Below are 18,297 nucleotides of genomic sequence, written 5' to 3'. Positions count from 1 at the left end.
CGAAAGGAGAACGGCATGACCGCCGAAGTGATCGAGGCCCACCGGCCGGAGGCATTCGACCCGACCGAAGTCGTCGACGAATCCGAACTCTTCCTCGCGACACCTACCACCACACTCGTCGCCCGCGACGCGATCGCGGCGAGCACCGCCGGCCCGCTCGCGGCGGCGGCCGAGAACAGCACCGCCCTGCTCGCCGACTGCGCCCGGGACATGAGCGCCCGGGATCGCGCGTGCGGCGGACCACTGCTGGTCGGCGCCATTCCCTTCCTGCCGGACGCGCCCGCGAAGCTCGTCGTGGCCCGCGATATTCGGCGGAATCCGGTGACCTACACGGATACCGTTGTGGCGCCGGTGATTCCGCGCACGGTCCGGGTGGACCTGGTGCCGTGGCCGGACCGGTATCTCACCAGCGTCGAGCGTGCGGTGGCGCGGCTGGCGGGGTCGGGCCAGCACAAGGTGGTGCTGGCCCGAGCCATCGACGTCATCACGGCCGAGCCTGCTCGCGCCCGTGATCTGGTCCGCAGCCTGATCCGCAGTGAACCGGACGCGACGGTCTTCGCGGTGCCGGTGGGCACGGTCCGGACCGGCGCCCGTCGCACGCTCGTGGGCGCGAGTCCCGAACTGGTGGTTCGCCGCGTCGGTCGCAGCGTGGTATCGAATCCGCTCGCCGGATCCGCGCCGCGCAGCGCGGACCCCGTCGAGGATCGCCGACGGGCATCGGAGCTGCAAGGATCGGCGAAAGATCTGCGCGAGCACCGAATTGTCGTCGATGCGGTCGCCGATGCCCTGCGTCCGTACTGTGCGGCCTTGGAGGTGCCCGCGCGTCCGTCGCTGGTGCACACCTCGACGATGTGGCACCTGTCCACCCGGGTGCGCGGCGTGCTCGCCGATCCGCTGCCCAATGCGCTCGAACTCGCGGCCGCCCTCCATCCCACTCCGGCCGTCTGCGGCTGGCCCACGGCTTTCGCGCGACGGGTGATCGCCGAATCGGAGGCATTCCACCGGCAGTACTACAGCGGACTTGTCGGCTGGATGAACGAAGCCGGTGACGGCGAATGGGTGCTCGCCCTGCGGTGCGCCGAAGTCGCCGACACCAGGCTGCGCCTGTATGCGGGCGCCGGCGTCGTCGAAGGTTCCGACCCGGCAAGCGAACTCGCCGAGACGAGCGCGAAATTCCGGACCTTCCTGTCCGCGGTCGGACTCGACGACGCCGCCGCGATGGATCCCAGCTTGCAGGGGGCCGGCCGATGAGTACAGCATCGCTCAGCGATTCGATGAGGGGAGCCGGCCGGGCGACGGGCGGGCGCGCCGAGCAACTGCTCTCGGAGCGGGGCGTCGACCTGACCGAGTGGCCGCGCGAGTTCGCCGCGCGGTACCGGGCGGCGGGTTTCTGGGCGGGTACGACGCTCGGCGAAGTGCTGGCGGTTTCGGCGAGTCGCCATGGCGATCGGATCGCTGTCATCGATTCGGTCCGGAGCTGGACCTACCGGCAGCTCGACCGTGACGCGAACCGCCTGGCGGCGGGATTCGACAGCCTCGGCATCGGCTTCGGTGACCGAGTCATCGTGCAACTGCCCAATGTCGGCGAGTTCGTCGTGGTGTGCTTCGCACTGTTCCGCCTCGGCGCGGTCCCGGTGCTGGCCCAGCCGGCACATCGCGAGTACGAGATCGCCCAGCTCTGCAACCAGAGCGATGCGGTGGCCCACGTGGTCGCCGACCGGCACGGCGGCTTCGACTACCGGGCGATGTCGGAGCGAATCACGGGCGTCTGCCCCAGTCTGCGGACCACGATCGTGCACGGCGATCCGGGTTCCCATATCGCGCTGGCGGATCTCTACCTCGAACCACGCCGGCGGAGCGAGCCCGATCCGGGCGATATCGCGGTCCTGCAATTGTCGGGTGGGTCGACCGGAGTGCCGAAGCTGATTCCCCGGACCCACGACGACTACGCCTACAACGCCCGCGCGAGTCTCGGTGCCTGCCCGCTCGGCCCGGAGGACGTCTACCTGGCCGCGCTGCCGGTGGCGCACAATTTCACGCTGTGCGCGCCGGGGGTGCTGGGCGCGCTCACCGCGGGCGCAGCTGTCGTCTTGTCGCCGAGTCCGAACGCGGACAGCGCTTTTCCGCTGATCGAGAGCTATCGGGTCACCGTCGCGGCGGTGGTCCCACCGGTCGCCCTGCGGTGGCTCGACGCCTCGGATGGCGCACCGCACGACCTGTCGAGTCTGCGTGTACTGCAGGTGGGTGGCGCGCGATTCAAGCCGTCGGCCGCCAGACGGGTCGGGCCCGCTCTCGGCTGCACACTTCAACAGGTCTTCGGTATGGCCGAGGGGCTCATCTGCTACACGCGGCTGGACGATCCGGCGGAGGTCATCGTCGAGACCCAGGGCATCCCGATGTCGCCCGGTGACCAGATCAGAGTGGTCGACGACGACGACCGGCCGGTGCCCGACGGCGAACCGGGGCACCTGCTCACCCGAGGCCCGTACACCATCCGCGGCTACTACCGCGCCGATGAGCACAATCGGCGCGCATTCACCGCCGACGGGTTCTACCGCACCGGCGATATCGTGCGCCGACTGGATTCCGGTCATCTGATCGTCGTCGACCGCGCCAAGGACATCGTCAATCGAGGCGGCGAGAAGGTGGCGTGCGAGGAGATCGAGGAGATGCTCTCCGACCACCCGCAGATCCACAATGTCGCGGTCGTCGGGCGGGCGGACAACATTCTCGGCGAACGGATCTCCGCCTTCGTGATCGCGCACCGCCCGCTGGGCCACGGCGAGGTCGCGAAGTATCTGCGCGAGCGTGGAGTGGCCGCCTACAAGATTCCCGACCACATCGAATTCGTCGAGCAGTTCCCGCTCACGGCGGTCGGCAAGGTGGACAAGAAGGCGCTGCGGATGCGCGCGGAGGGGAGGACGAACCATGACGGCGATGGCAGCTGACCTGTTCTCGGTGGAGGGCAAGGTCGCACTGGTGACCGGTGGCGCGCGCGGGGTGGGCACGCTGATCGCACAATCATTGGTGGAGGCGGGCGCTCGGGTGTTCATCACGTCCCGGGAGGCCGTGGCCGCGGAGCGGGCGGCGGCCGAGCTGTCGCTGCTGGGCGAGTGCCGGCCACTGGCCGCCGATCTGTCTTCCGAAGCGGGATGCCGCACGCTGGCAACGGATTTCGCCGCCGAGTCCGCAGTGCTGCACCTGCTGGTGAACAATGCGGGCGTCCTGCACGCAGCGCCCATCGACGAGTTCGACGAGACCGGCTGGCGTGACACGCTCGCGGTCAACCTCGAAGCCGTGTTCCACCTTACGAAGTTCCTCCGGCCACTGCTCACCGCGGCCTCGACGCCGGCGGACCCGGCCCGGATCGTCAATGTCGGCTCCATCGACGGACTGAACGTGCCTGCGGCCGAGACGTATTCGTATGGGGCCAGCAAGGCCGCCATGCATCATCTGACCCGGCATCTGGCGACCCGGCTGGCGCCGCGGATCACGGTCAACGCCATGGCACTGGGGCCGTTCGTCTCCGACATGCTCGAGCGCGATCTGGCCGTCGAGATCGGGTCACGCTCTCCGATGCGCCGCCACGGCGGAATCGACGATATCGCGGGCATCGTCCGCTTTCTCGCTTCCCCCGCGTCCACCTATGTCACCGGGACGGTCATCCCCGTCGACGGCGGGATCTCGGCGTCGCGCTGAGGCGACGGTCGCGGGATCCATGGAATTCAGTTCAGAGAGGTTAGAAGATGTCGTCTTCGAAAACCGCGTTGGTCACCGGCGCGTCGTCCGGAATCGGAACCGCCTTCGCCCGGTTGCTCGCCGAGCGTGGCTACACACCCGTCCTGGTGGCCCGGCGCGAGGACCGGCTCGTCGAACTGGCGCGGGAACTGCGCGACCGGCACGGGGCGGACAGCGCGGTGATCGCCGCCGACCTGACCGAACCCGGTGCGCCGGAAAAGATCCTGGCGAAGCTGGACGAACTCGGCCGGGGCGTCGACGTGCTGATCAACAATGCGGGCCAGTGCCCCAACCACACTTTCGCCGACGCGTCGTGGGAGTCGCTGGCCGGCGAGATCCAATCGATGATGACCGCGGTGACCGAGCTCGCCCACCGCGCGCTACCGCACATGCGGGCGAACGGCTGGGGCCGCATCGTCAATCTGTCCTCGGTCTCCGCATTCGGTCCCCCCGGCCAGAGCCTGCTCTACACCGGGATCAAGACCTACGTCCTGCACATGTCGCAGTCGCTGGATATGGAGCTGAAGCCGCAGGGAATCCATGTCACCGCACTGTGTCCCGGGCAGACCCGCACCGAGTTCCACGATGTGATGGGTGTGCGCGAGATCGCGGACAAGATGCCGCCCTTCCTGTGGCAGTCGGCCGAGCAGGTGGCGGCCGCGGGCTGGAAGGCCGTGTCCGACGGCACCCCGGTCTGCATTCCCGGCACGGCGAACAAGGTCTTCGCCTACCTGACGCGACCGATGACGGCCAATGTCATGTATCGGTTCGGACGCGACTTCAATCCCTTCAAGGGCACGGCCGTCGCCGGCGGCTGAGTCGTGTCATGCTCGACCAACTGTTACTCGATCACCGGATGACCGTCGAGGAACTACCCGGGGCCCTGGCTCGCGGCGGCATCGTGATCGATATCCGCACACAGTGCCAGCGCACGCGCGAAGGCACGCTGCCGGGCGCGCTGGCGATCGGCATCAACGTTGTCGAGCAGAAGCTCGATCCGCGGAGTACCTCCTGTATTTCCCTGGCGCGCGAGCGCATCGGCGCGTGGATCCTCGTCTGCTCGTCGGGTGAGCGGGCCGATGCCGTCGCCGTGGACCTGCGCCTGGGCGGCCTGCGGCAGGTGATGAGCCTCGCCGGTGGCTTTCGAGCACTGCGGGCGACGAGCCTGACGGTGGCCGCGCGCACATCCCATTACGAGCAGAGCGTGGCCATGGTGCTGTGCGCCTGAGGCCGACATGTATCAACGACCGCCGATTCGAAGGGCGCACCGCCGAATGAACGATTCGAACAGCCATGATCGCCCCACTATCGCCATGAGCGAGAAGTTCTTCTTCGTAGTCGATTCCGCCACCGCGGGCCAGCACGTGGCCATGGTCGCGGTCTTCACGCCGCCGGCGGGCGCGGACGCCGGGTTCGCGACCCGGCTGCTGCGACGACTGCGGGAAATCCGCACCTTCGCACCGCCGTTCAACTACGTCCTCGATCGGCCCGCCCTGCGAAAGGTCGCCGCATCGATGAGTGTGCTCGGCGACGACGCGGTCGATCTCGGCCACCACCTGCGATACCACCGATTGCCCGCTCCGGGCGGTCAAGCGCAGCTCGACGACTTGATCGCCGAATTGCATTCGCGGCGCATGGATTTCCATCGCCCGCTGTGGGAGTACCACCTGATCGACGGTCTCGAGGGCGGCAGATTCGCCACCTACATGAAGTTCCACCACGCGGTCATGGACGGTGTCGGCTGGAACCAGCGATTCGCGCGAACGGTCACCGAGGACCCCGAGACCGAGGCGTTGCGGCCGATCTGGACGATCGGCCCGACCTCTGCGCCCGCGGCGCCACCGAGCCCGGCGCCGCTGCGCGATGTGCTCGAGGCGCGAAAGTACATGAAGCGCAACGCGAAGCACGCTCCGCCCGAAGTCGCAGCACCGTATCGGGTCCCGAAGACCGTGCTCAACGGCCGGTTGACACAGCGTCGTCGCGCGACGATGATCAGTCACCCGCTGAGCCGAATTCGCGATATCGCCAAGCGCGGCGACGTCACCGTCAACGATGTCCTGGTCAGCAGCGTCGCCGGCGGGTTGCGTGAATATCTGCGCGAGCGTGGCGAACTGCCCGCCCAGCCGCTCGTCGCGAGTGTTCCGTTCAACATCCGGATGCCCGGTGACGACGCGACCCTCAATGCGTACAGCACGATCCTCATCACGATGTTCACCGACATCGCGGATCCGGTCGAGCGGCTGCGCGCGGTCGCGCGGTCGAGCGCCATCGCCAAGGACGACATCCGCGGCCGGGCGCCGGAGGTCGCGGTGATGTACTCGCCATTGATCGGCGGGACCTTCGCGCTCAATCAGGCGACCGGGCTCGCGGGACGAATCGCGCCGCCCTTCAGTGCCATCGTCTCCTGCATCCCGGGTCCGGACACCGACCTCCACTACGCGGGCGCGCACCTGGACGCGATGTTCCCGATCGGGCCGCTCTACCACGGCAGCGGGCTCATCGTTGCGGCACTGACGATCTCGGGGACCTTCGGGATCGGTTTCCACTGCTGTCCGGACACGGTGCCCGGCATCGAGAGGATCGCCCGGCACACCGATGCCGCGCTCGACGCGCTGGAATACGCTCTCGCCGCGAGCACGGACCGGCGGATCGGATGAGCGGGACGCAGCCATGTTCGACACCCTGACGCAGTTCCACCACTGGCTGGCCTCCCGCGGCCATGCGAACGACTACCGGGTGAACCTCGTACCGCTGGACGCGATGGACGGGTGGCATACCCATCCGGAGACCGGGAACCTGCACCACCGCAGCGGACAGTTCTTCTCGATCGTCGGAGTCCGGGCCAGCACCGCGAGCCGGGCGCCGATCACGTGGTCGCAACCGATCATCCGGCAGCCGGAGATCGGGATACTCGGCATCATCGCCAAACGCATGGGCGGTGTGCGGTATCTGCTCATGCAGGCGAAGATGGAGCCCGGCAACATCAACGTCCTGCAGCTCTCGCCCACCGTGCAGGCGACGCGCAGCAACTTCACCCGGGTGCACCGCGGCAATGCCGTGCCCTATCTGGATTACTTCCGCACCCCGCACCACGGCCGCCCGATCTTCGATTCGCTGCAATCGGAGCAGGGTTCGTGGTTTCTCGGTAAGCGCAACCGCAACATGATCGTCGAGGTCGACGACGATGTGCCGGTACTTCCGGACTTCTGCTGGCTCAGCGTGGAGCAGCTGGCCGAGTTGATCCGGATCCCGAATCTGGTGAACATGGATTCCCGGACGGTCCTGTCCGGAATCCCTTTTCTCACTGGCGATTCGGCGCGCTCCGGCCGTGCGCGACACTCGCTCGGCGACATCCTCAGCTGGTTCACCGAAGTCAAGTCGCGCAATCATCTCGACCGCACCCTGGTGCCCCTGAACCGGCTGCCGGAATGGGAGCGCGGCCCCGACGCGATCCGTCGTCGGGACGGGCGGTACTTCTCGGTGATCGGCGTCGACGTCCAGGCGAGTAACCGCGAGGTTCGGCGCTGGTCCCAGCCGATGTTCCAGCCGGCGGGCCAAGGCGTCATCGCCTTCCTCGGCCGGCACTTCGACGATGTCTTCCATGTTCTGGTGCACGCGCGCACCGAGACGGGCACCACCGACATCGTGGAGATGGGGCCTACGGTGGCGTGCATCCCGTCCAACTATGCCGAGGGGACGAATGCGGTGCGGCCGCGCTATCTCGACATCGTCACCCGGGCAAGCGCCGCACAGATTCTCGTCGATGTCGTCCACTCCGAGGAGGGCGGACGCTTCTATCACGCGGAGAGCCGCTATCTCGTCGTCGTCGACGACGACCTTCCGGTGGAGGTTCCACACGACTACTGCTGGATGACCATCGACCAGCTCACCGGATTCACCCGCTACTCGAATCACGTGAACGTCGGCGCGCGGTGCCTGCTCAGCTGCATGACCGACCTGATCCCGCAGGAGGCGACATCATGACCACACGAGTGTGGGACTACCTCGGCGAGTACGCCAAAGAGCGAGACGACATCCTCGACGCCGTCGAGACGGTGTTCAATTCCGGGCAACTCATTCTCGGCGCGAGCGTGCGTGGATTCGAAAACGAATTCGCCGACTACCACGGGCTGCCCTTCGCGACCGGTGTCGACAACGGCACGAACGCCGTCAAGCTCGGACTCGAGGCGATCGGCGTCGGCCCCGGTGACGAGGTGATCACGGTGTCCAATACCGCGGCCCCCACGGTGGTCGCGATCGTGGGCGCCGGGGCGACACCGGTGTTCGTCGACGTCCGCGAACAGGATTTCCTGATGGACACCGGCCAGATCGCCGCGGCGGTGACCCCCCGCACGAAAGCGATTGTGCCGGTTCACCTCTACGGCCAATGCGTCGATATGACGGCGCTGGAGCGGGTGGCGGCCGAGCACGATCTGCGAATCCTCGAGGACTGTGCCCAGGCACACGGGGCGCGGCAGGGTGGACGATTGGCCGGAACGATGTCCGATGCGGCGGCCTTCTCCTTCTACCCGACCAAGGTGCTCGGAGCGTACGGAGACGGGGGAGCGGTCATCACCCGCGACGAGACGGTCGACCGGAACCTGCGGCGACTGCGCTACTACGGCATGGACAAGACGTACTACGTCGTTCAGTCGCCCGGCCACAACTCCCGCCTCGACGAACTGCAGGCCGAGATTCTGCGCCGGAAGCTGCGCAGGCTCGACGACTATCTCGAGGGACGCCGTCGCGTCGCCCGCCGGTACGAGCAGCACCTCGGCGATATCGAGGGACTGCTGCTGCCCCGGACGAATCCGGGCAACAGCCATGTCTACTACGTCTACGTGGTGCGCCACCCCGCTCGTGACGCCATCATCGAGGCCTTGCGCGCCTACGACATCGCGCTGAACATCAGCTACCCGTGGCCGGTGCACACCATGAGCGGTTTCGCGCACCTCGGCTGGGAAGCGGGTTCGTTGCCGGTCACCGAGCGGCTGGCCGGTGAGATCTTCTCGCTGCCGATGTATCCGTCGCTGCCCGAGGCCGAGCAAGACCGTGTCATCGCGGCCCTGCGCACCGTGATCGCCGAGCTATGAGAAGACAGCACATGATCGAAGCGCCGACCTTCAGGGAATGCGCGATCGAGGGCGCGTTCGAGTTCGCCATGCCGGTCCATCGCGACGACCGCGGATTGTTCACGACGCCGTTGCGCGCATCCCGGTTCCGATCCGCTTCCGGCCGGCCGATGTTCGCGGTCCGGGACATCAGCTTCAACGTGTCCGCGCGGGGTGTGCTGCGTGGTATCCATTTCACGACCACACCGCCGGGTCGGGCGAAGTACGTGTACTGCCCGTACGGGCGAGTCACCGACTACCTCGTCGATCTGCGCATCGGATCCCCGACCTTCGGTCGCTGTGATGTCACCGAACTCGTCGGTGATCGCGGCCGTGCGCTCTACATTCCCATCGGCGTCGGGCACGCCTTCCTGTCCCGGGCCGACGATTCGGTGATCGCCTACGCGATGTCCGAGGAGTACACGCAAGAGCACGAACTCGCCGTCTCGGCGCTGGATCCCCGACTCGGCCTGTCGATTCCACGCGACACCCCGCTCGCACTGTCGGATCGCGATCGGCACGCGCCGACGCTCGCCGAGGCCGTCGAGCGCGGAATGCTGCCCACCTATCAAGCCTGCCGAGACGCCGAGGTGGAACTATGGTCGTGATTCCCGATCGGGTCGTGATTCTGGGCGCCTCCGGATTCGTGGGATCGGCGGTGCTGCGGGAACTGGCCGCGCACCGGCTCAGCATCCGCGCGGTATCCCGGAAACCGGTGCCCGTGCCGGCCCGCGCCGTTGCCGAAATCGAAGTCCTGCCACTGGATCTCACCGAGCCCGGAGCGATGCGCACGGCGATCGCCGAGGCCGATGTGGTCGTGCACGCGGTCGCGCATATCGCGGGTGCGTCGAGCTGGCGGGTCGACCGCGGTGATGCCGAGGCCGAACGGGTCAACGTGGGCCTGGTGCGCGATCTCATCGAGGCCGCGGCCGCCCGCCCCGCCGCCGACCGATTGTTGCGTGTCGTGTTCGCCGCCACGACCACCCAGGTCGGCCGGGCCGATCGGGAGATTCTCGACGGATCCGAGCCCGATCGGCCCACCGGTGGCTATGACCGGCAGAAGCTCGAGGCGGAGCGGCTCCTGCTCGCGGCAACCGACGACGGTGTCCTGGCGGCCACATCGCTACGGCTGCCAACGGTATTCGGCCACGCGCCGCACGCCCCGGACATGGTCCGCGGAGTGGTCGCCGTCATGGCGCGTCGCGCGCTGTCGGAACAGCCCCTGACGATGTGGCACGACGGATCGGTGCGCCGGGACCTCGTTCACGTGGACGATGTCGCGCGCGCCCTGGTCGCCGCCTGCCGGCACATCGGCGAACTGTGTGGCCGGGCGTGGCTGATCGGGTCCGGGATCGGCATGCCGCTGGGCGAGGTGTTTCGCCGGACCGCCGATCTCGCCGCCGAGTACACCGGGGTCACCGTGCCGGTCGTATCGGTGCCACCGCCCGACTACGCCGAGCCCGGCGACTTCCGCAGCGTCACGGTCGATTCCTCGGCCTTCCGGGAGATCACCGGTTGGTCGCCGGCCGTCCGCCTCGACGAGGCCCTGCGCAGCACTGTCGCCTTCTTCGCGGAGGCGATGAAAATCCCAGCACAACAACAACTTCCGACGATCGATAGAGGAAACATGTGCCGTATCTGTGGCGGAACCGTGCAGGAGTTCATGGATTTCGGCCGGCAGCCGCTGTCCGATGCCTTCCCGGCGCCGGGCGAGACCGCCGGCGAGTTCTTCTACCACCTGAGGGTCGGTGTTTGCGAGTCCTGCGCGATGGTGCAGCAACTGGATGAGGTGCCCAGGGAGCGGATGTTCGACGACGCCTATCCGTACCGCTCCGCCGGGTCGGCCCGGATGCGTGAGCACTTCGCGAGGACCGCACGCGAATTCCTCGCCACCGAACTGACCGGGCCCGATCCGTTCATCGTCGAGATCGGTTCCAACGACGGGACCATGCTCGGCACCGTCAAGGACGCGGGCGTGCGGCACCTCGGCGTCGAACCGTGCGGCGGCGTCGCGGATATCGCGCGCCAAGGCGGCATCCGGGTGCGCTCGAGCTTCTTCGAGGAGTCGGCGGGCATCGATATCGCCGCGCAGGACGGTCCCGCGGATGTCATCTACGCGGCGAACACGATCTGCCACATCCCCTACCTCGACTCGATCTTTCGCGGCATCGACGCCTTGCTGGCCCCGAACGGTGTCTTCGTCTTCGAGGACCCCTACCTCGGTGACATCGTCGAGAAGGTCTCGTTCGACCAGATCTACGACGAGCACTTCTACCTGTTCTCGGCGCGGTCGGTGGCGGCGATGGCCGAGCGATTCGGCTTCGAACTCGTCGACGTCGCGCGCCTGCCGGTGCACGGGGGAGAGGTGCGATACACGATCGCGCGCGCGGGGGCCCGGCAGCGGTCCACCGCGGTGGGCGAGCTCATTGCGGCCGAGGACGCGCGTGGCCTGGCCGAGTTGCCGACACTGCGGAAGTTCGCCGCCGAGGTCGACCAGATCTGTCACGACCTCGTGCGCACGCTGACCGAGCTTCGCGACAGTGGTGTCAAGGTGGCGGGATACGGGGCGACCGCCAAGAGCGCGACGGTCACGAACTACGCCGGCATCGGCCCGGATCTCGTCGCGTGCGTGTTCGACACGACCGTGGCCAAGATCGGCCGGCTCATGCCCGGTTCACACATCCCGGTCGTGCCCGCTGCCGGGTTCGCCGAGTACGACGGCGATTACGTGCTGCTGTTCGCCTGGAACCACGCGGAGGAAATCCTGGCCAAGGAGCGGGAGTTCGCCCGTCGCGGTGGCCGGTGGCTGGTCTACGTGCCGGAGGTACGGACGCTGTGACCTTTACGCGGAGCGCTCGGCCCGCTAAATTGTAACAGTGATCTAATTTGCCATCTTCGACGAAGGGGAGTCCGAAAGATGCTCGGCTCGACGGAAAAGGACCCAACGCCGCCCTCGCGCGCTGGCTCGGCACGGTGGATCGCGCTGACGATCCTCGTGCTGCCCGTCGTGTTGGTCGCGATGGACATGTCGGTGCTCTACCTGGCGATACCGTCCATCGCAAAGGATCTGGAGCCCAGCGGCAGTCAGATGCTGTGGATCCTGGACAGTTACGGTTTCGTCCTCGCCAGTCTGCTGATCGTGATGGGCAATGTCGGCGATCGAATCGGCCGCCGCAAACTGCTGCTCATCGGCGCGGCGGTGTTCGGTGTCGCGTCGGCGGTCGCGGCCTTCGCGCCGACCACCGCGGTACTGATCGGCGCGCGAGCGGCCATGGGCATCGGCGGTGCGACCCTGATGCCGTCCACACTCGCGTTGATCCGCAATACCTTCGAGGATCCGGCCGACCGGACGAAGGCGATCGGCGTCTGGACCGCGGCCTTCGCCGGTGGCGGCGCGCTGGGGCCGGTCCTCGGCGGCATTCTGCTGGACTTCTTCAGCTGGGGTTCGGTGTTCCTGATCAACATTCCGGTGATCCTGGTGCTGCTGGTGTTCGCGCCGCTGCTGGTGACCGAGTACCGCAGCCCCGTGCGGGCGAAGTTCGACATCCTCGGCGCCGTCCTGCTGCTCACCGCGATTCTGTCCATCGTCTACGCGATGAAGCGCGGCGCCGAGATCATGGGTCTCGACGCCGCCACCACCGTGGCGCTCCTGCTCGGGGTCGTGCTCGTCGGCGCGTTCGTGCTGCACCAGCGCCGCACCGCGGACCCTCTGGTGGACGCGCGATTGTTCCGGAATCCGGCCTTCCTGGCCGGTGTGGTGGCGGTGACGCTGGGAATGCTCGCGATGATGGGGCCCAACCTGTTCTTCGCGCAGTATCTGCAGCTCGTTCTGGATATGGGTCCCTTCGAGTCGGCGCTGTGGATGCTGCCGATGACCGTGGCCGCGGGCGTCGGCGCCACGGTGGCGCCGAGCCTGTTGAAGGCCACCGGTTTCGGCCGCACACTCGGCGTCGGATTCCTCATCTGCGCGGTGGGGTTGATCGTGGTCGCCTTCAGCCATGCGGCGGACGGAGTGTGGATCCTGCTGGCCGGCGGGATGCTGCTCGGCGCCGGTGCGACGATCGTCATCACCCCTGCCACCGAATCCGTTGTGTCACAGGCTCCGGAAGACCGGGCGGGCGCGGCTTCGGCCATCTCGGAGACCGGCTCCGAACTCGGCGGTGCGCTCGGCATCGCGGTTCTGGGATCGATCGGCACCGCGGTGTATCGGGTATCGGTGGAGGTCCCGCCCGGGCTGCCCGAGGAGGTCGACCACGCGGCGGGGGAGACCCTCGCCGGTGCTCATCAGATCGCTACGGGCCTGCCGGTGGAGTTGGGTGACGCCTTGCTGGACAGTGCGAGATCGGCGTTCTCGTCGGGGTTCTCGATAGCCGCGGTCGCGGCGGCGGCGACAATGCTGGGACTGGCTGTCGTGGTGCCGTGGCTTTCGCGGCGGCCGGCCACGATCAGCGCTGAGGAATCTCCGGTGAAATCCGCACTCTGACAACTCACTACGGCTTGCCTGGTGTATGACGCATTCGTCATGCACCAGGCGATTCCTGTTTCTGGGTCGTTCCCGTAGCGGCCGGTCGCGTGCGGAACGTCAGATGCTTTGAGGCACAACGTAACTCACGTACTCTTTCGTCAAATGCCATTTCGTTGATGGCGTGTGAGAGAACTTTTGTTCGGTTGCGAAAGGGGAATCGGAATGGCTGCCAAATCCGCTCTGGAGGTAGCTAGGAAAACAGCCGACCGCCTGCATCCCGGCCTGCTCGACGAGCTTGTCGGCGTCGCGGAAACCATTTCCGAGCGCGACTCGAACAGCCTCGTTCCCGTGTGGGTGCGCAACAATGGGCCATTGCTCGTCGCGCCACGCGAATTGGGCGGTCTCGGGGCCTCGGCGGTCGAAGCGGTCCAGGTCCACATCGCGATCGGGGCCGTCGCGCCGGCGCTCGGCGCCGCGGCCACCATGCATCACCTGTCCATCGCGACGCTGGCCGTCTTCGCGGAGCAGGCCACCGAGGCCGAGCGGGAGCTGATCCGCCGGCTCGCCGTCGAGCGCCGGGTGCTCGCCTCCGGATTCTCCGAGGGCAAGCCGGGCGGGTCGATCTTCCGTCCGACGATGCGGGCCACCGCGTGCGAGGGCGGCTATCTGCTGTCCGGCCGCAAGGCGCCCTGCTCACTCGCCGAATCCATGGATGTCCTGGTCGCCAGCGTGGAGCTGGAATCGGGGGAGCGCGCCGTCGCGCTGGTTCCCGCCGACTCGGAGAACCTGACCGTGCGCCCGTTCTGGCGCGCGACCACCCTGCGCGGCGCGGAGTCGTGCCTGCTCGAGCTCGATGAGGTGTTCTGCCCCGAGGGGCTGGTGGTCGAGAATCTGCTCGAAGATCCCGACGGTACGAGCGAACTGCTCGGGTACCAGTGGTTCGGGTTGCTCATCCTGGCCACCTACCTCGGCGCGGCCTACGCGCTGCTCGACGCGGCGCTCGCTCGCGAGGGCAACCTGGACGCCAAGGGCATTGCCGCGATGTCGGGTTTTCTGGCCGCCGTGGAGAGTTCGCTCATCGGTCTGGCCACCGAATTCGACGCGAAGTCCGTCACGGCCGACTCCGCGGCCGAATTGCTGGCTCTCCGCGAGGCATTCGACGAATGCGTCGATTCCCTCGTGGGCAAGGTCAAACTGGCGGCGGGAGGCATCGCCTACATGGTGAACCCCGACATCGGCTATCTGGCCGAGGTCTGCACGGTGCACCGATTCCATCCGCCGTCGATGCGCGACTGCGGTGCGAACCTGGTCGCGTGGCTGCGGAACGAACGCGAGTTCGCATTCATATAGTCCGCCACCCGAATCGGCCTCCCAACATCGCCGATTCGCATTTCAATGATCGAACGAAAGCTGAAGTGGAATGTCGCATAAACTGGTCGAACGACTCGCTGCCAAGTACACGCCACGGCTGATCAGTGAGCTGGAAGCGAAGTCGGTCTCGCCATTCTTCCGAACAATGCAATCGGCCGTTGGACCCTGGGTGCAGCTGGACGACCAATCGGTGATGATGTTCGGCTCCAACAACTATCTCGGCCTGGCCGCGGAAGCGCGGGTGCTGTACTCGGCGAACAAGGGCATTCACGAATTCGGCAGCGCGACAACGGGCAGTCGGCTGCTCAATGGATCGGTCGGTCTGCACGCCGAGATCGAGCAGCGGCTCGCCGAGTGGTACGGCACCGACGGCGCGCTGGTGTTCACCTCGGGGTACACCGCCAATGTCGGGACCATCTCCGCGCTGCTCGGCCGCGAGGACGTCGCGGTGGTGGACGCCTACGCGCACGCGTCGATCATCGACGGCGTGCGCCAGTCGGGCGCACGCTTGAAGTGGTTCGAGCACAATGACGTCGACAGCTTGCGTGCCGCTCTGGCAGAGGTCGGCGGTACCGGCGAGGTGCTGGTCATCGTGGACGGTCTCTACTCGATGGAGGGCAGTCTGTCGCCGCTGGCCGATATCGTGGATCTCACCAAGGCGGCGGGTGCCCTCCTCATGGTGGACGAGGCGCATTCGCTCGGCATCTACGGTCCGAACCGTCGCGGGTGGGCCGAGGAGTGCGGCGTGCTGGCCGACGTCGATGTTCTCATGGGCTCACTGTCCAAAGGCATGGGCAGCGTCGGCGGCTTCATTGCAGGTAGCGCCGAACTCATTGCCGGCCTGCGCGGATCGGCCCGGAGCCTGATCTTCAGCACGTCGGCGACCCCGGCGAGTGTGGCCGCGGCCAACGAGTCCATCCGCATCGTGATGAGCGATGAGGGTAAGGAGTTGGCGGCCCGGCTCGAGGAGTCCTCGCGATCGCTGACCGGACTGCTCATAGAGAAGGGGATCAAGGTCGAGGGGGCCACCGATCACTGGTCGCCGATCATCCCCATCGTCATCGGCGACGACGACAAGGCGGTGGCGACCTGGAATGAAATCCTGCGTGGCGGAGCGTATGTCGGCGTCGCGCTGTATCCGGCCGTGCCGCGTGACAGGGCGCTGCTGCGCGTGTGCGTGTCGGCGGCGCACAGTCCCGACGACCTCGCGAAGGTCGCCGACATCATCAGCAACGCGCTGGCCGCCACGATGGTCGATTGACCGATGGGGCACTACAAGAGCAATGTTCGCGACCTCGAGTTCAACCTGTTCGAGGTCTTGGGCTTGGCTTCGGTCTTCGAATCCGGAGCCTTCGACGATCTGGATACCGGCACGGTCGCGGCGATGATCGCGGAGGTCGATCAGCTCGCCGCGGGCTCCCTGGGAGCGGGATTCGCCGCGGCCGACCGGAATCCACCGGTCTTCGATCCGGTCGCGCACCGGGTCCGGCTACCCGAGGCGTTCAAGAAGAGCTGCCGGACGCTCCGAGCCGGCGGCTGGGAAAGACTGTTCCTCGACGAGGAACTCGGGGGCGTCAAGGTTCCCCGAGTGGTGATGTGGGCGGTCGGCGAGCTGATCCTCGGGGCGCAACCGGCCGCCTTCTTCTACGAGATCGCCGGTGCCGCGTTCGCCAATATCTTTCATGCGAACGCCACCGAGGAACAGAAGGGGTGGGCGCGAATCGCCGCCGAACAGGGCTGGGGCGCAACAATGGTGCTCACCGAGCCCGAGGCCGGCTCGAATGTCGGCGCCGGTTCCACCAGGGCCATCCGGCAAGAGGACGGGTCATGGCATCTGGAGGGCGTCAAGCGGTTCATCACGTCCGCCGATTCCGACGATCTCTTCCCGAACATCATGCATCTGGTCTTGGCACGGCCGGAGGGCGCGGCGCCGGGTACGCGCGGGTTGTCACTGTTCTTCGTGCCGAAGTTCCACTTCGATCCCGGCACCGGAGCGCTCGGCGAACGCAACGGTGTGTTCGTGACCGGTGTCGAGCACAAGATGGGTCTGAAGGTCTCCGCCACCTGTGAACTCACCTTCGGCGGCAACGGTATTCCGGCGAAGGGCTGGCTGGTCGGTGAGGTGCACGACGGCATCGCCCAGATGTTCCAGGTGATCGAGCAGGCTCGGATGATGGTGGGCGTCAAAGCGGCCGCCACCCTGTCGACCGGGTATCTGAACGCGCTCGCGTACGCGAAATCCCGAGTCCAGGGCCACGATATCGCCGTGCGCCGGGGTCATGCCGCGCGACAACAGATTCCGATCATTCGGCATCCTGATGTCCGCCGGAGCCTGGCCATGCAGAAGGCCTACGCCGAGGGTTTGCGCGCCCTGTACTTCTACACCGCGGCCCATCAGGATGTCGCGCTGGCCGAACGGGTGTCGGGCGCGGATGCCGAGCTGGCCGCCAGGGTCAACGATCTGCTGCTCCCGCTCGTCAAAGGCGTCGGTTCGGAGCGGGCTTACCAATATCTGGCGGAGTCGCTGCAAACCCTCGGTGGCTCGGGCTATCTGCAGGACTATCCGATCGAGCAGTACATCCGTGACGCGAAGATCGACACACTGTACGAGGGCACGACCGCCATTCAGGCGCAGGATTTCTTCTTCCGCAAGATTGCGCGGGACGGCGGTGTCGCCCTCGCCCATGTGGTAGCTCGGATCGATGACTTCCTGCACTCCGAATCGGCCAACGAGCGCCTCAAGGAGGAGCGCGCACTACTCGCCACCGCGCTCGAGGACGTGCGATCCATGACCGCCACCCTGACCGGTCACCTGATGGGTGCACAGGAGCGGCCGACGGAGCTGTACAAGGTCGGGCTGGGGTCGGTCCGCTATCTGCTCGCGGTCGGTGATCTGCTCATCGGCTGGCAACTGTTGCACCAGGCCGAGATCGCCAGCCTAGCTCTCGACAGCGGTGCGACCGGTGCGGACGAGCCGTTCTACCTCGGCAAAGTCGCTGTGGCGCAGTTCTTCGCGCGCAACGTCCTGCCCGAACTGACCGCGATGCGTGCCGTGCTGTCGAATCTCGACAACGACATCATGGAGCTCGACGAAGCGACATTCTGATGACAGACACCTTGCACACCGAAGTAGCGCAGCTGCTTCGCGCCGCCCACGAAAAGCTGAACGCCAACCCCGGTGACGAACCGTTGTCCTCGGCGGCCGCGCGGCTTGTCGAATGCGCCATCGAGGCGGTCGCCATCCTCGAGGAGCCGAATACCGGTTCGGCCGTGGAGATGATGGGGATTGCCCGAGCGGCGGTGACAGCCGCCACCTACGCCACGCGTGAGGTGGACGGTCGCGATCGCCGAGTTCGATGGCACTACTCGTGAGCGCACCGATAACCACCGCGCGGCCGCCGCTTCCCTCGCTGACCGGAATGCGGTTCATCGCGGCGGCGATGGTCGTGTTCACCCATGTCATGCTGCGATTGATGCCCAACGGGTATGTCCATGCCGAAGGGTTCGGAAATGCTCTCTGCTACTACCGGAGGCGCCGCCTGGCTGCTCTACCGAGGGATAGAACTGCCCGTGATGCGCAGATGGAGTCGCGCTCGACGACACCCGGCGGCG

At 66.9% G+C, this 18,297-nt stretch carries 15 protein-coding genes; all 15 read left to right on the top strand.

The features are described from left to right. Positions 1–15: 15 nt before the first annotated feature. The 15 genes from ACYQ5L_RS30840 to ACYQ5L_RS30770 all read left to right on the top strand — a co-directional run bounded on the left by ACYQ5L_RS30840 (position 16) and on the right by ACYQ5L_RS30770 (position 18,057). Positions 16–1,251 (top strand): isochorismate synthase, encoded by a 1,236-nt coding sequence (locus ACYQ5L_RS30840; RefSeq protein ID WP_459961734.1) that lies wholly within the window; start codon positions 16–18, stop codon positions 1,249–1,251. Beyond that, complete coding sequence (locus ACYQ5L_RS30835; protein WP_459961733.1) at positions 1,248–2,948, top strand: (2,3-dihydroxybenzoyl)adenylate synthase; 1,701 nt, start codon at positions 1,248–1,250, stop codon at positions 2,946–2,948. The genes ACYQ5L_RS30840 and ACYQ5L_RS30835 overlap by 4 nt, the downstream gene beginning before the upstream one ends. Then, on the top strand, positions 2,938–3,699 hold the full coding sequence (locus ACYQ5L_RS30830) for an SDR family oxidoreductase (protein ID WP_459961732.1): 762 nt from the start codon (positions 2,938–2,940) through the stop codon (positions 3,697–3,699). The genes ACYQ5L_RS30835 and ACYQ5L_RS30830 overlap by 11 nt, the downstream gene beginning before the upstream one ends. Before the next feature lie 47 nt (positions 3,700–3,746). Next, positions 3,747–4,556 carry an SDR family NAD(P)-dependent oxidoreductase gene (locus ACYQ5L_RS30825; RefSeq protein ID WP_459961731.1) on the top strand — a complete coding sequence of 270 codons (810 nt, stop codon included), beginning with the start codon at positions 3,747–3,749 and terminating at the stop codon, positions 4,554–4,556. An 8-nt stretch (positions 4,557–4,564) separates the two neighbouring features. Then, entirely contained in the window at positions 4,565–4,966 is a 402-nt protein-coding gene (locus ACYQ5L_RS30820; protein WP_459961730.1) for a rhodanese-like domain-containing protein, read from the top strand. Positions 4,967–5,012: 46 nt separating this feature from the next. Next, positions 5,013–6,395, top strand: a complete 1,383-nt coding sequence (locus tag ACYQ5L_RS30815) for a wax ester/triacylglycerol synthase family O-acyltransferase (RefSeq protein WP_459961729.1) — start codon at positions 5,013–5,015, stop codon at positions 6,393–6,395. 13 nt (positions 6,396–6,408) lie between these two features. Beyond that, entirely contained in the window at positions 6,409–7,722 is a 1,314-nt protein-coding gene (locus tag ACYQ5L_RS30810; RefSeq protein WP_459961728.1) for an NDP-hexose 2,3-dehydratase family protein, read from the top strand. Then, the gene (locus ACYQ5L_RS30805; RefSeq protein WP_459961727.1) at positions 7,719–8,831 is read left to right on the top strand and encodes a DegT/DnrJ/EryC1/StrS family aminotransferase; all 1,113 of its coding nucleotides are present in this window, start codon (positions 7,719–7,721) and stop codon (positions 8,829–8,831) included. Before ACYQ5L_RS30810 ends, ACYQ5L_RS30805 begins: the two co-directional genes overlap by 4 nt. An 11-nt stretch (positions 8,832–8,842) precedes the next feature. Further along, a complete protein-coding gene (locus tag ACYQ5L_RS30800) occupies positions 8,843–9,457 on the top strand; it encodes a dTDP-4-dehydrorhamnose 3,5-epimerase family protein (protein WP_459961726.1) in 615 nt (204 codons plus the stop codon). Next, positions 9,448–11,688 (top strand): NAD-dependent epimerase/dehydratase family protein, encoded by a 2,241-nt coding sequence (locus tag ACYQ5L_RS30795; RefSeq protein ID WP_459961725.1) that lies wholly within the window; start codon positions 9,448–9,450, stop codon positions 11,686–11,688. The genes ACYQ5L_RS30800 and ACYQ5L_RS30795 overlap by 10 nt, the downstream gene beginning before the upstream one ends. Before the next feature lie 78 nt (positions 11,689–11,766). After that, complete coding sequence (locus tag ACYQ5L_RS30790) at positions 11,767–13,332, top strand: MFS transporter (RefSeq protein ID WP_459961724.1); 1,566 nt, start codon at positions 11,767–11,769, stop codon at positions 13,330–13,332. Between the two features lie 204 nt (positions 13,333–13,536). Beyond that, the gene (locus ACYQ5L_RS30785; protein ID WP_459961723.1) at positions 13,537–14,664 is read left to right on the top strand and encodes an acyl-CoA dehydrogenase family protein; all 1,128 of its coding nucleotides are present in this window, start codon (positions 13,537–13,539) and stop codon (positions 14,662–14,664) included. A gap of 166 nt (positions 14,665–14,830) precedes the next feature. Further along, the gene (locus ACYQ5L_RS30780) at positions 14,831–15,946 is read left to right on the top strand and encodes an aminotransferase class I/II-fold pyridoxal phosphate-dependent enzyme (protein ID WP_459961722.1); all 1,116 of its coding nucleotides are present in this window, start codon (positions 14,831–14,833) and stop codon (positions 15,944–15,946) included. Positions 15,947–15,949: 3 nt separating this feature from the next. Further along, a complete protein-coding gene (locus tag ACYQ5L_RS30775; RefSeq protein WP_459961721.1) occupies positions 15,950–17,791 on the top strand; it encodes an acyl-CoA dehydrogenase in 1,842 nt (613 codons plus the stop codon). Beyond that, entirely contained in the window at positions 17,791–18,057 is a 267-nt protein-coding gene (locus ACYQ5L_RS30770; RefSeq protein WP_459961720.1) for a hypothetical protein, read from the top strand. Before ACYQ5L_RS30775 ends, ACYQ5L_RS30770 begins: the two co-directional genes overlap by 1 nt. The last annotated feature ends 240 nt before the right edge of the window (positions 18,058–18,297 follow it).

The sequence above is a fragment of the Nocardia sp. IFM 10818 genome, assembly GCF_054655275.1.
The sequence above is the reverse complement of the archived record's forward strand: the minus strand, read 5'-3'. Positions and strand labels throughout refer to the sequence as shown.

Excerpts from the sequence above, each read along its gene's own strand:
- ACYQ5L_RS30805 (WP_459961727.1), top strand. The coding sequence starts at position 7,719 with ATGACCACACGAGTGTGGGACTACCTCGGCGAGTACGCCAAAGAGCGA.
- ACYQ5L_RS30785 (WP_459961723.1), top strand. The coding sequence starts at position 13,537 with ATGGCTGCCAAATCCGCTCTGGAGGTAGCTAGGAAAACAGCCGACCGC.
- ACYQ5L_RS30770 (WP_459961720.1), top strand. The coding sequence starts at position 17,791 with ATGACAGACACCTTGCACACCGAAGTAGCGCAGCTGCTTCGCGCCGCC.
- ACYQ5L_RS30820 (WP_459961730.1), top strand. The coding sequence starts at position 4,565 with ATGCTCGACCAACTGTTACTCGATCACCGGATGACCGTCGAGGAACTA.
- ACYQ5L_RS30795 (WP_459961725.1), top strand. The coding sequence starts at position 9,448 with ATGGTCGTGATTCCCGATCGGGTCGTGATTCTGGGCGCCTCCGGATTC.
- ACYQ5L_RS30790 (WP_459961724.1), top strand. The coding sequence starts at position 11,767 with ATGCTCGGCTCGACGGAAAAGGACCCAACGCCGCCCTCGCGCGCTGGC.
- ACYQ5L_RS30815 (WP_459961729.1), top strand. The coding sequence starts at position 5,013 with ATGAACGATTCGAACAGCCATGATCGCCCCACTATCGCCATGAGCGAG.
- ACYQ5L_RS30835 (WP_459961733.1), top strand. The coding sequence starts at position 1,248 with ATGAGTACAGCATCGCTCAGCGATTCGATGAGGGGAGCCGGCCGGGCG.
- ACYQ5L_RS30810 (WP_459961728.1), top strand. The coding sequence starts at position 6,409 with ATGTTCGACACCCTGACGCAGTTCCACCACTGGCTGGCCTCCCGCGGC.
- ACYQ5L_RS30800 (WP_459961726.1), top strand. The coding sequence starts at position 8,843 with ATGATCGAAGCGCCGACCTTCAGGGAATGCGCGATCGAGGGCGCGTTC.
- ACYQ5L_RS30780 (WP_459961722.1), top strand. The coding sequence starts at position 14,831 with ATGCAATCGGCCGTTGGACCCTGGGTGCAGCTGGACGACCAATCGGTG.
- ACYQ5L_RS30840 (WP_459961734.1), top strand. The coding sequence starts at position 16 with ATGACCGCCGAAGTGATCGAGGCCCACCGGCCGGAGGCATTCGACCCG.
- ACYQ5L_RS30825 (WP_459961731.1), top strand. The coding sequence starts at position 3,747 with ATGTCGTCTTCGAAAACCGCGTTGGTCACCGGCGCGTCGTCCGGAATC.
- ACYQ5L_RS30830 (WP_459961732.1), top strand. The coding sequence starts at position 2,938 with ATGGCAGCTGACCTGTTCTCGGTGGAGGGCAAGGTCGCACTGGTGACC.
- ACYQ5L_RS30775 (WP_459961721.1), top strand. The coding sequence starts at position 15,950 with ATGGGGCACTACAAGAGCAATGTTCGCGACCTCGAGTTCAACCTGTTC.